This is a genomic window from Pseudomonas sp. 50_B (assembly GCF_017491625.1).
Classification (GTDB): domain Bacteria; phylum Pseudomonadota; class Gammaproteobacteria; order Pseudomonadales; family Pseudomonadaceae; genus Aquipseudomonas; species Aquipseudomonas danubii.
On record NZ_JAFGYX010000001.1, the window covers coordinates 219,067 to 231,194 of the forward strand.

Sequence of the window (12,128 nt, forward strand, 5' to 3'; positions counted from 1 at the left end):
CCGTATCATCCCCGCGATACCGTTGCCAACCGTAGGAGCTGGCTGGCCAGCGAAGGGGGCCGCTTGAGCGGTGTCCGTCTTGAAGCCCTGTTCGCCGGCCAGCCGGCTTCTACGGAGCGTGGGATCAGAAGTAGTAGCCGATGTTGATATTGGTCCGGTAATACCACTGGTTGCTGCCGCTGGAGGTGGTGCTGGTGAAGCCGCTGCCATTCTCGGCACCGCCGTAAGGGTTGGCGTTCCTGGCCCAGGTCAGGTCCAGCCAGGCCATCACCGGCAGTGCCAGGAACTGCGCGCCAACGGTGTACATCTGCGAGTCGTCCCAACCTTGTTGGTCTTTGCGCATGTGGCTGTAGTCGTTGTACAGCTTGATCCGCTTGAGTTGCCCAAGCCCAGGAGTGTCGATGTCGTACCCCAGGTTCAGCGAGGCCACGCTGGCCCGGGAGGCGATCAGGTAGGCCGGGGTCAGGCCGTTGCCGCCCATCAACACCGAATGCTTGCTGACGCCATTGGGGTTTTGCGGGTCGAACTGGTAGCGGATGGCCTGGCTGGTCAGGGTCCAGGGACCATGATTGATCACCGCGTGCAGCCCCGCGGCCCAGTAGTCGCCGTTGTCCCGGGTGCTGGCGTTGTACAGCTGGGCGGTGGCGAGCGACACGCCAAGCTCGGTCTTCCAGTCGTCGACGCTGAAGGTCCTGGCCAGCCGGGCGTTGACCTGGTTGCGTTTTTCGTTGTCTTGGCGCGATTGCACGGCGGCGATGGCATTGTCCTTGAGGTCGACGTAGCGGCCGACCTCTGGTGAGAAACGAAGGTCACTGGGCAGCATCCGCGGGAAGTACGCCAGTTGCACATCCCAGCCTTGGTCCTTGTGGCTGTACTTCAAGCCACTGGCGCTGCTGGAGCCGTAGCCGAGAAAAAACGGGATGTGATAGCTCCAGCCGAATTGCGGGTAGGGCTCCAGGCCAAAGGGTTTGAAGGGCGCTCCCAGTTGCAGGGTCGATTGACTGTTCAGCCGATAGCCGACGAAGCCCCGGTCGATGGCGCGCTTGCCGTCATCCTGGAACCAGTAGCCCAGGTCGCCATAGAACTGTTTGTGGCTGGCCTGGATATCCAGGCGGAAGGTGTCGAACAGCAGGCGGCCGTTGTTTTCCGTGGTCTGCCAATGCTCGTCGCGATAATTCAGGCGCAGGGCGCCGCCGATGTCCAGGCTGCTGTCGCCGTCCGTGCTGCGCCAGGAAACATGCGGGAATGGCTTGTTGGCGGCGTTGGCGCGCACCGGTTCGGAAGGCACCGGTTCAACGGCGAAACCGGCGCAACTGATCACTAGCAGGCTGGCACCCAGAGCGTGACGCTTCATCTTGATCTCCTCCTTAATGAATTGAGGAGGGCAAGAGCAGAAACCATGCCAGTCGCCACGCTGTTTTATTATGAGAAAATACTTTTAAATCAATGGTTTATATGAGAAACAAGGCTCCCTTGTACAACCCTTGGAACAGCGGGTTACAGAGGTAACAGGGGGCCTTGCCCGGTGCGTCTTTATTGCACCTTGGGGGTATTACGCGGGCAGGGTGTTTTATGGGCGAACCGATGAGCGGCGTGATCAGGAGCCGGGCTGCCGGCAAAGAGGCGGGCAAAAAAGGCCGATCCCCAGGACCGGCCCCAATTCCTGCAACAGCGAGGTTTACAGATCCAGCACCAGGCGCTGGCTCTTGCAGCCTGAGACACAGACCATCATCGAACGGTTGGCCGCCCGTTCGGCCTTGCTCAGGACCCCGTCGCGGTGGTCAACCTCGCCTTCCAGGACCCGGGTCTCGCAGGAGCCGCAAACCCCTTCGCGGCAGCTGTGGTCGATGTCGCAACCGGCCTCCAGCAGCACCTGTAACAGGCTCAGGCCTGGGGCCACTGCCAGGGTCCGTCCCGACCTTTTCAGCTCCACGCTGTAGTGGCTCCGGGCGTCGGCGCTGGCCGCGATTTCGCCGGCGCTGAAGCGCTCGACATGGCTGTGAACGTAGCCCAGGCGTTCACAGGTGCTTTCAAAGGCATCGAGCATCGGCGTCGGGCCACAGCAATAGAAATGGGTGTCGCCGGGGTAGCCGGTCAGGTAGTCCCCCAGATCCGGCGGCAGGCCCTGCTCGTCGTTGAAGTGGTAACGCACCGGGGCTCCGAGGCTGTCGAGGCTGGCCACCAGCGCCGCTTCCTGGCGCGAGCGGGCGCAGTAGATCAGCTCGGCGGATTTTCCCAGGGCCAGCAGTTGGCGGAACATGCAGTAGATCGGCGTGATGCCGATGCCGCCGGCTACCAGCACGCTGTGCTCGGCAGCCAGATCGAGGGCAAAGTTGTTACGCGGCGCCGAGATCGACAACGCCATGCCCACCCGCAGCTGGCTATGGACGTACTCCGAGCCGCCGCGACTGTTGCGATCACGCAGGATGCCCACCCGGTAATGCCCCGGATCGCCAGGGGCATTGAGCAGCGAATAGCTGCGCACCAGGCCGTTGGCCAGGTGCAAATCGATATGGGCGCCGGCCTCGAAGTCCGGGAACCGGGTGTCGCCCAAGGGCCGCAGTTCGACGCTGATGATGCCCTCGGCTTCATAGTGCAGGCTTTGCACACGGGCCTTGAGGAGCGGGGATGTGCCCATCATTCACCTCTTTCAAGACAGCGCCGGCAGGGGTCGAGCCGACCCCTGCCGGTCAGGTTCACGCCAGTTGCTTGGCGTCGATCAGTTCCAGCTGGGCCTTGGCGGCGTTCTTCAAGTAGCGCCGCAGGCGCACCACTCCCAGGTCGTGCTGGTAGAGGTTCTCCCGCTGGTTGGCGTCAGCCTCCATGAACTCCAGCAGCACCCGGTCCTGCTCCAGCACTGCCCAGTGACGCGCTTCCAGGCGGTTCTTGTAGAGGAACCGCCAGGTGTCGCGCTGCCAGCCGGTCAGCGGCCGGCAGCGCCAGTGGAACACCGCCGCCAGGGCGCGACTGCTGGGGGTGTAACTGCCGATGATGGTGAAGTTGCCTCCCGGGCCGCCGGTTTTCGGGTAGGGAATTTCCAGGCGCAGCCAGTGGCAGCCGTTGTCGAGGAATTCGGTCCAGTCGAAGTTGACCCCGCGTTGGCCTTCCTTCTCGAAGAAAAAGCCCTGGTCGGTGTCGCGGGTGACGAAGCGCGCGGTGGCCTCGCCTTCGCTCATCGAGTGGGACATCTTGTGCAGATAGGTGCCGTGCATCGGGTCCATGACGTTGTCCAGCACATAGCGGTAGTCGCCTTGCCACTCGGTGTAGCAGAGGAAGTGGCTCCATTCGGGATCAGTCAGTTGCTCCGGCAGCACCAACTCCGGCGCCTGCTCCAGATGGGGATCGCTGGCGTTGAACAGGAAGATCGCCCCGGCCGCTTCACGGGTATGGAACATCCGCGTCGGCCGGCTGCCTTCAAGCTTGCACCCGGGGCTGCCGGGCACCTTGAGCACGGTGCCGTCGCAGCGCACTTCGATGCCGTGATAAGGGCATTGCAGGCGATCGCCCAGCACCGGGCCCTGGGACAGCGGCGCGCCACGGTGCGGGCAGTGGTCCTCCAGGGCATGGACGCGGCCATCGTTGTCGCGCCACAGGGCGATCTTGTAGCCCAGGCGGCGGATGGACACGGGCTTGTCCCCCAGGTGCTCCGACGGCAGCACGGGAAACCACAGGTCTTTCAGGCCATTGGCCAGGTGTTGCTCAACAGGATCGACGGTCAGTTGCAGGTTCATTTCTTATTGTCCTCCGACGGGTCATTCGCCCAATCGAGCCATGAGGGTTTTATAGGCATCCGCTGTCCACTTGCCATGGGTCAGCGGGCAGGGTGGGCCTGCCTGGTCGAGGTGCGCCAGCAGGGCCGGCAGTTCGCTGATGCCGTTGCCGAAGGCACGTTCGATGGCGTCGCCCAGCAGATCCTCGAAGGGCGTACTGGGACGTTTACGAGCCTGATGCGGCTCCAGATAGGGTGCGCGGGCGGTCATGTCATGGGTCTCCTTTACGGGGGCTGCTCAGGCTTTGGGTTTATCAGTGAGAAATTTGCCCTGGGGCGCCTCGACGTGTGGCTGGCGCCGGGTGTGGCCGTCGATGCCACCGGCAATCGCCCATTCGGCGAACACCGTGGGCCCGGGCTCGAAGCTGCGGGGCTGCCATTGCCCGGTCAGTTGGTCCTCGTCGGCGTAGTACTCCACCAGGGCCCCGGCGGGGTTCTTGAAGTACCAGAAGAACGCCGACGACACCGGGTGCCGGCCCGGGCCGATTTCCGTGCTCCAGCCGCAACGGGAAATGTGCATGCCGCCGCCAAACACCTCGTGCACATCGCGCACGGTGAAGGCCACATGGTTGAGTCCGGCCCGCGGCGCCGGCAGTTGCAGCATGAACAGGTCGTGATGGCCGCCTTCCTCGGCGCTGCGCAAAAAGGCCCCACGATCCGGGTAGCGGTCCGAGGCCTGGAAGTCGAAGCGCTCGCTGTAGAAGGCTTCGCAGGCGTTCACGTCCTTGACGAAAAACACCACGTGGCCGACCTCGATCGGTGTGGCGCGTTCGTAGATCGGCGCCGGCTTGTTGATCCGGCCCTTGGTCTGCCAGGTGTTGTGGCCACTGCACTCGATGTCCAGGGCGCGCTTGCGGGTCACCTGCAAGCGGATGGCCAGACCGTTGGGGTCGGTGCAGCCGATATACCCGTCGGCTTCGACGAAACCCGGGTCGCTGGCGATGCGCTGGCGGTACAACGCCAGGTCGGCGGCGTTTTCCACGCCCCAGACCACTTCGCGCACCGTGGAACCAGCTTCGATCGCCGGCGGCAGGCCGGGACGGTTCAGGTCCGCCAGCACCACGCGACAGCCGTTGAGGGTTTCAAAGACCACCTCATCCGCCCGGGCGCTGACCTGCTGCAGGCCCCAGTCGCGGAAAAACCGCACGCAGGTGTCGAGGTCCTCGACGCCGTAAGTGACTTCATCAATGCCCAGAACACTCATTGCGCTACCTCGTTGCCCAGACCGGCCCAGGCCAGTGGTTGTGAATTCATGCCCCAGTAGAGGCTCTTCTGTTCCATGTACTGCAGGATCCCCAGGCGGCCCTTTTCCCGGCCCAGGCCGCTGTCGCGCCAGCCGCCGAAGGGGGTGGAAATCGAGAACTGTTTGTAGGTGTTGATCCACACCGTGCCGGCCTGGAGCTTGCGGCCCAGGGCCCAGGCGCGCTTGTAGTCGCGGCTCCAGATCCCGGCCGCGAGGGCATACAGGCTGTCGTTGGCCTGTTCCAGCAACTGCGCTTCATCCTCGAAGGGCAGGGCCACCAGCACTGGGCCGAAGATCTCTTCCTGGCACACCTGCTGCCGGTTGTGCAGGCCTTCGAGGATGGTCGGCGGGTAGTAGAAGCCACGCTCGTAGGCCGCTCCCGCCAGGCGTTCTCCGCCCAGGCGCAGGCAGCCGCCAGCGGCCAGGCCCAGGGCCACATAACGCTCCACCGACTGGCGATGCTCGGCGCTGATCAACGGCCCCATCTGGGTGCGCTCGTGCGCCGGGTCGCCGACCCGCAGCCGGCTCGCCGCGTCCACCAGCCGGTCCATGAACGGCTGGTACAGGCGCCGGGCGACAAACAGCCGCGACCCGGCGATACAGGCCTCGCCCGAGGAACTGAAGATGCCGTACAACACCCCGGCCACGGCGTGGTCAAGGTCGGCGTCGTCGAGCACGATGGTCGGCGACTTGCCGCCCAGCTCCAGGGACACCGGCATCATCTTGTCGGCGGCGATGTGGGCGATGTGCTTGCCAGTGCGGGTGCCACCGGTGAACGAGACCTTTTTCACCAGTGGGTGGCGGGTCAGGGCGTCCCCCAGCAGCGAGCCCTTGCCCGGCAGGACGCTGACCAGCCCCTTGGGCAGCCCGGCGTCGTCACAGATGCGCGCCAGCTGCAGGGCCAGCAGCGGGGTGATTTCCGCCGGTTTGACCACCACCGCATTGCCGGCCGCCAGGGCCGGCGCGATCTTCTGCGCCTCACTGGCGATGGGCGAATTCCAGGGGGTGATCGCGGCGATCACGCCCATGGGTTCGTAGACGCTCAGGCTGACGAAATCCCCCCGGGATGGGGTGATGGTTTCTTCCAGGGTTTCGCAGGCGGCGGCGAAGAACTGAAAGGTCGCAGCCGCACTGGCCACCAGAGCCCGGGTTTCATTGATCGGCTTGCCGTTGTCCTGGCGTTGCAACTGCGCCAGCTCCTCGCTGCGCTCACGGATCAGCCCGGCGATGCGCAGCAGCACCGCCGCCCGCTCATGGGGTTTGCGCTGGGCCCAGCCGCTGTGCAGAAACGCCTGGTGGGCGCCCTGCACCGCCTCCTCGACATCCTGCAGATCGGCGGCATTGAGCCAGGCCACCACCTCGTTGGTGGCGGGGTAGCGGCTGGCATAGCGGGCTCCACGGCCCAGGCGCCAATCACCGGCAATGCAAATGGGTAACGACTGCTCGACGTTCATAAAAACCTCAGCTGCAAGCTGCAAGCTGCAAGCCGCAAGCTACAAGTGACGGCAAGAGCGCTGCGTGCGCTTTGACTTGCCGCTTGTAGCTCAACGCTTGGCGCTGCTCTTACTCATATGGATAGGCCGTGGGCGTGGTTGCCCAGGGCCCGGATCACGCTGTAGACGGTCAGTGCCGACGTCTTGGGATTGGCCGCCAACGGCTTGCCCCGCAGGCTCAGTTCAAAGCCGCCAAAGGCACCTCGGGCCTGGAACTGGTGGACGTTCTCGTCACTGTGGGGGTCGGCGATCAGCGTCACCCGGGTTCGGTCCAGGCCGATCCCGGCCAGGGACAGGGTGGCGGCGACGTTGGCGTTCCTCGGGTACAGCCGCGCGGCTTCCCGGGCGCTGCCCTGGAAAATCACCGTGGCTTGGCTGATGCGCTCCAGGTCGCAGGCCTGTTCGCCAGGGGTGTTTTTCCAGGCCCGGGCCGGTTTGCGCCCGGTGTAGTCCACCGAGTCCAGGCCGCCGACCTTGGCCGCCGACAGCGCGTCGATGCCGCCGATGGCCCCCGGCAGCAGCTCGATACGGGTTCGGCCGCGCTCGGCCGCGGCTTCCAGGCGCTCCACCAGGCCCGGCTGCGAGAGCGCGCCCACCGAGACGATCAGGCAGGCGATGCCCCGTTCCAGCGCGGGCAGTACGTGTTCCTCCAGGGCCTGGTGGCCGGCGCATTCCAGCAGCAGGTCGGGCCGAGCCTCGGCTGGCAGGGCGCTGAGCACCTGGGGTGGATGCTGGAAGCGGGCCAGGCGCTGACGGGCGGCGGCTTCGGAGCCGGGCGAAACGATTACCCGGTCCACCCGCAGTTGCCGGTCCTGTTCCAGCAGTTCCAGTACGCCGAGGCCAATGGCCCCGCAGCCGATCATGGTGATGTGCAACATGGCGCATTCCTCAGGCATTGGCTTTCTGGGCTTGGGTTTCGCTGTTGGGCGGCCCGGCGAACGCGGTGGCGAAGTTGCCGACGCTGAGCATGTCCACCTCCAGCAGGAAGGGGCCGGGCTCGCTCTGGGCGCGGTCCAGCAGGGCGCCGAAATCCTTGAGGTCGCTGACCCGGCCGTGACGCAGGCCAATGGATTCGGCGAGCTTGCTGTAGTCCGGTGTGTGCAGGTCGACGTAGCAGTGACGGCTGCCGTAGACCGCGTCCTGGATGTTGCGGATGACCCCGTAGCGCTGGTCGTTCATCAGCAGGATCACCAGGTTGACGCGCTCCTGGACCAGGGTCGCCAGCTCACCCAGGTTGAGGATGAAACCGCCGTCGCCGGCCAGGGCAAAGACCTTGCGCTGCGGCGCATTGACCGCTGCGGCAACGGCGGCGCCGATGCCCATGGCCAGGCCCTGGCCGATACCGCCGCCCAGGGCGTGGATGCCGCAGCGCGGGTGATAGAGGGTCAGCAGGCGGTTGCCCCAGAGGCTGTTGGACAGGGTCACGTCGCGCACCCAGGTGAAGTCGCGGCCAGTGTGGGTCTGCAACTGCTCGACCATGGCCGAGTAGGGCCCCAGGTCCGCCAGCAACTGCTGGCGCGAGGCGGCGCGCACCGCCTTGAGTTCAGCGAGGAACTCCGGGTCGCCGTGCAGGCGTCCTTCAAGGCGGTCGGCCAGGCCTTCCAGGGCCAGGGCGGCATCGCCACAGACAAACAGCTCGCTGGGGTAGCTGCGGCCTTCGATGGCCGGGTTGGCGTCGATGCGCAACGTGTTGTGGGGCAGCTTCAGGCTGTACTTGAAGGTCTCGTTGCTGCGCAGGCGTGAGCCGGCGATCAGCAGCGCGTCGCAGCTTTGCAGGAACTGCTCGACCTGTTTGTTCTGCGAGAAGGCGCCAAGGCAGCGTTCATCGTCCTCGTTGACCACGCCCCGGCCCTGGGTCGAGGTGATGATCCCCAGCCCCAGGTCCATCAAGCGCTTGACCTGAGGCCCGGCGTGCCGCGCCCCGCCGCCCAGCCAGAGCAGCGGCCGACGGGCTTGCGCCAGGCGTTCGGCCAGTTGGTCCAGGGCCTCGGCGGCGGGCACCGCCACGGCCACTGGCAAGGGCGAGAGGTCCGTGGGCATGGGGATCAGGGTCGACTGGATGTCGATGGGGATTTCCACACTCACCGGCCCGCTGGGCGCGGTCAGGGCGGTCTGCACCGCCAGCTTCAGGGTACTCAGGGCGGTTTCCACGCTGCGCACCCGGAAGGCCGCTTTGGACACCGCCTTGAGCATGCTCAGCTGGTCCCGGGCTTCGTGGATGTAGGCCAGTTCCTGGTCCAGGTAGGGGGTTTCGATCTGCCCGGTCAGGTGCAGCAAGGGCGTGCCGGCGGTCAAGGCTTCGACCAGGGCGCCGGCAGCATTGCCTGCCGCGGTGCCGGTGGAGGTCAGGCACACCCCCAGGCCGCCGCTGGCCCGGGCATAGGCGTCGGCCATGTTGGCCGCCCCGGCTTCGCCCCGGGCCATGACGAAGCGGATATTGCCGCGCACCGCGAAGGCATCGAGGATCGGCATGTTGTGGATCGAGATCACGCCAAAGGCGGCCTTGACGTCGCACTGTTCGAGAAAGGCGGTGATGACCGCTCCGACGGTGACCATTGGTTCATTACGCATGGCGGCAGAGGCCTCCGGAAACATCGATATGGCTGCCCGTGGTGTAAGCGCTTAGAGGCGAGGCCAGGAACAGGATGGCTTGAGCTGCCTCGATCGGCAGGCCCAGGCGTCCCAGGGGAATCTGTTTGCGCTGGGCCAGTTGGGCGGTCCACTGCATCCAGTCGAGGTGGCGCTCCTCCCGGGCTTCGAAGCGCCGGCGCCATTGCCCAGACTCCACCAGGCCCAAGAGGATGCCGTTGACCCGGATGCCATCGGCGGCGAACTCGCTGGCCAATGAGCGCACCAGATTCAGCACCCCGGCGCGGGCCGCGGACGTGGCCACCATGTGTGGTTCTGGCTGGCGCGCCAGCAGCGAGTTGACGCAGACGATTGCCGCTGCGGGCTGGCCATCGAGCTGGGGCTTGAAGGCGTGCACCGGGTTGATCACCGAGAACAACTTGAGGTTGAACTCTTCGCTCCAGGCCGCGGCGCTGGTGTCGGCGAAGGTCGACACCCGGCCTTGCCCGGCGTTGTTGACCAGTACGCTGGCCGGGCCCAGGGCTTTCAGGCTGGCGCTGGCGAAGGCCTCCATGGCGTCGGCATCGAGCACATCGCAGACCCGCGCCAGCAGCTGCGCCTCGGGGAAACGTTCGCGCAGGCTGTGTTCCGCCGCTTGCAGGCGGCCCGGATCGCGGCCACAGAAGGCCACCTTGGCGCCAGCCTGCAGCAGCAGTTCGACGCAGGCCAGGCCGATGCCCGAGGAGCCGCCAGTGACGATGGCCGTGCGGCCTTGCAGTTGATAAAGGCTCATTTCAATCCCTCATCAAGGCGGTGACCCGCGGCAGCCCGTTGTGGGCGGCGCTGTTGTAGTTGAGCAGGCGCGACAGCTCGTCGGCGCTGCGGCGTACCTGCAGCAGCAGTTCGTTGTAGTTGATGTGGCCGACCTGGGCGGTGGCGATGGTCACTCCCAAGGCGGCGACGATGCTGCCGCTCTGATCACGCACCGGGGCCGCCACCGTGGAAATGCTCGGCTCGAAGAACCCTTCGCCGCTGACAAAGCCGCGCTGGCGGTCGGCCTGGACCATGTCGAACAGCGCCATCACGGTGTTTGGCGTGCTGGGGGAGTGCTGTTCCAGGTGTTCCTCCGGGTACAGCTCGCGCAGCTCGGCCAGGGACAAATCCCCCAGCAGCACGCGGCCGAGCACCGTGGCGTGGGCCGGCAGGCGGGTGCCGACACTGACCGCGCTGGAGAACACCGAAGGTGGCGAAACCTTGGCCACGTAGACGATCGAGCGACCGTCGCGCACCACCAGGTTGCTCGGGTAGTTGAGGCGGTCGCACAGCCGCGCCAGCAGTGGCTGGCCCAGCTCGGTGAGCTCCAGCGACGCCAGGTATTCGAAGCCCAGGCGCAGCACCGACATGCCCAGGCGGTATTCATTGCCGCTGCGGGTGACGAAACCCATGGTTTCCAGGGTGGTCAGCAGACGGAAGATGGTCGAGCGCGGCAGGGCCAGGCGCCGGGCCAGCTCCGGGGCAGTGAGGGTGCGGTTGCTGCGGCTGAACTCGCACAGCAGCAACAGGCCCCGTTCCAGGCCCGGGACTATGTATTTGTCCTGAGGGTCCTTCAGCGGATCGGCGTCGTTCATAGGGGTCTACCTGTCAGGGATTCTTCGATGGCGCAGGCCAGGCGGCCCGCCACCACCAGCGGTTGTTCGACGGGGCTGGCGTGGCCCGCGTCGGCGATCAGGTTGAAGCGCGCGCCCAGCGCCTTGGCCAGGGTCCGGCAACCCTCGGCCGGGGTGATGCGGTCGGCTGCGCCGCAATGCACTTCGCAGGGCATGCCGGGTGGGCCATGGCGCAGCAGATCGTCGCCGCACAGCAGCTCGATGGCCTGGCGATACCCGGCAGGGTTCAGCCGCGCCATGTTCCAGCGCACCCAGGCCAGGGCCTGGGGCGTGGCGGAGGGCGAGAGCATCTGGGCGCTGCGCTGTTCGGCCAGGCCGGCGATGCCCAGGCGCTCTAGCGTGTCCAGGCGTTGTTGACGCACCTGCCGGCCCTGCTCGGCCAGCGCTGGCGCGCCGTAGCCCCGGGCCGGGCTGATCAGCAGCAAGCGGCTGACCCGCCGGGCCTGGGTGCTGCGAGCCAGGGCCAGGGCCGGCAACGCGCCCAGGGAGTGCCCCACCAGCACGCATTGCTCGATCTGCAGCGCATCGAGCATCTGCAGCAGCCGGGCGGCGTAGTGCTCGGCTTTCGGCGCGGGGGGTTCCAGCGGGCTGGAGTCACCGTAGCCGGGCGCGTCCCAGGCAATGACCCGGGCCTTGGGCGCCAGGTGCTGTGCGACTTCCAGCCAGGAGGCCGCCCCGGAGCCGATGCCGTGCAGCAGCACCAGCGCCGGCCCCGCGCCGCCTTCACGCAGGGCCTGGCGGCCACCGCTGGCCGTCACCAGGCGCTGGGGAAAGTCCCGGGCCAGCTGGGCTTTCAGGTCTGCCGTCGCTGCCGGTTGAGAGAGGCCTGGGAACATGGCCTTACCCGCGCTTGATCGAAGCCAGAGGGTGCTCTGGCGGGTAAGTCGGGGTGATCGGCTTCTTCGCGCCGAGCATCACGCACATCAGCGCGTCTTCATCGCCGATGTTGATCTCCTCGCGGTACACCCCCGGTGGCACCGACACCAGGTCACGTTCGTTGAGGATGGTTTCAAAGCGCTCGCCGTCCTTTTCCAGCACCAGCTTGAGCCTGCCGCGCAGGACGAAGAACACTTCCTCCACATCAATGTGCAGGTGCGACGGGCCTTCGTGGCCGGCGGGGATGACCATGGTGGAAAAGGTGAAGTGCTCGGCCGGGACGGTGTTGCTGTCGTTGCTGACCCCGGTGCCGCCGGTGCCGATGTAGCGCATCTGCGCGCGGCGGTACTTGGGGTCGTAGTCGGCCTGGAACTTCAGCGCATCCCAGTCGTACTGGCGGGTTGCGTAGCGGGCGATGCGCGTGTTCATCCAGCTTTCCAGGCTGGCCCCGGCCGGGCGTTCCCAGCTTTTGGCTTGCGAGTTGGCGGATAGATCGGTCATGGCAGTCTCCA

Annotated in this window: 12 protein-coding genes; all 12 read right to left on the reverse strand. The window is 66.2% G+C overall.

Translation table 11 applies throughout. The annotated features are described in order from the left end of the window. Window positions 1–124 precede the first annotated feature (124 nt). Window positions 125–1,354, reverse strand: coding sequence for a hypothetical protein (locus J5M73_RS01055; RefSeq protein ID WP_102862349.1), 1,230 nt, complete (start codon window positions 1,352–1,354; stop codon window positions 125–127). Between the two features lie 324 nt (window positions 1,355–1,678). Next, window positions 1,679–2,638 (reverse strand): PDR/VanB family oxidoreductase, encoded by a 960-nt coding sequence (locus J5M73_RS01060; protein WP_102862348.1) that lies wholly within the window; start codon window positions 2,636–2,638, stop codon window positions 1,679–1,681. Window positions 2,639–2,696: 58 nt separating this feature from the next. Continuing rightward, complete coding sequence (locus tag J5M73_RS01065; RefSeq protein WP_115581240.1) at window positions 2,697–3,731, reverse strand: aromatic ring-hydroxylating dioxygenase subunit alpha; 1,035 nt, start codon at window positions 3,729–3,731, stop codon at window positions 2,697–2,699. A gap of 21 nt (window positions 3,732–3,752) precedes the next feature. Further along, window positions 3,753–3,980 (reverse strand): recombinase-like helix-turn-helix domain-containing protein, encoded by a 228-nt coding sequence (locus tag J5M73_RS01070; protein ID WP_102862346.1) that lies wholly within the window; start codon window positions 3,978–3,980, stop codon window positions 3,753–3,755. A gap of 27 nt (window positions 3,981–4,007) precedes the next feature. Next, entirely contained in the window at window positions 4,008–4,973 is a 966-nt protein-coding gene (locus J5M73_RS01075) for a VOC family protein (protein ID WP_102862345.1), read from the reverse strand. Next, window positions 4,970–6,466: an aldehyde dehydrogenase gene (locus tag J5M73_RS01080; protein WP_102862344.1), complete on the reverse strand. Its 1,497-nt coding sequence runs from the start codon at window positions 6,464–6,466 to the stop codon at window positions 4,970–4,972. Before J5M73_RS01080 ends, J5M73_RS01075 begins: the two co-directional genes overlap by 4 nt. Before the next feature lie 113 nt (window positions 6,467–6,579). Next, window positions 6,580–7,383, reverse strand: coding sequence for an aspartate dehydrogenase (locus J5M73_RS01085; RefSeq protein WP_102862343.1), 804 nt, complete (start codon window positions 7,381–7,383; stop codon window positions 6,580–6,582). Between the two features lie 10 nt (window positions 7,384–7,393). Further along, window positions 7,394–9,076, reverse strand: coding sequence for a thiamine pyrophosphate-binding protein (locus J5M73_RS01090; RefSeq protein WP_102862342.1), 1,683 nt, complete (start codon window positions 9,074–9,076; stop codon window positions 7,394–7,396). Then, window positions 9,069–9,866 carry an SDR family oxidoreductase gene (locus J5M73_RS01095; protein ID WP_102862341.1) on the reverse strand — a complete coding sequence of 266 codons (798 nt, stop codon included), beginning with the start codon at window positions 9,864–9,866 and terminating at the stop codon, window positions 9,069–9,071. Before J5M73_RS01095 ends, J5M73_RS01090 begins: the two co-directional genes overlap by 8 nt. A gap of 1 nt (window position 9,867) precedes the next feature. Then, window positions 9,868–10,701 (reverse strand): IclR family transcriptional regulator, encoded by an 834-nt coding sequence (locus J5M73_RS01100; RefSeq protein WP_102862340.1) that lies wholly within the window; start codon window positions 10,699–10,701, stop codon window positions 9,868–9,870. Continuing rightward, the gene (locus J5M73_RS01105; protein WP_102862339.1) at window positions 10,698–11,576 is read right to left on the reverse strand and encodes an alpha/beta fold hydrolase; all 879 of its coding nucleotides are present in this window, start codon (window positions 11,574–11,576) and stop codon (window positions 10,698–10,700) included. Before J5M73_RS01105 ends, J5M73_RS01100 begins: the two co-directional genes overlap by 4 nt. Before the next feature lie 4 nt (window positions 11,577–11,580). Then, a complete protein-coding gene (locus tag J5M73_RS01110) occupies window positions 11,581–12,117 on the reverse strand; it encodes a cupin domain-containing protein (RefSeq protein WP_060845001.1) in 537 nt (178 codons plus the stop codon). Window positions 12,118–12,128 lie beyond the last annotated feature (11 nt).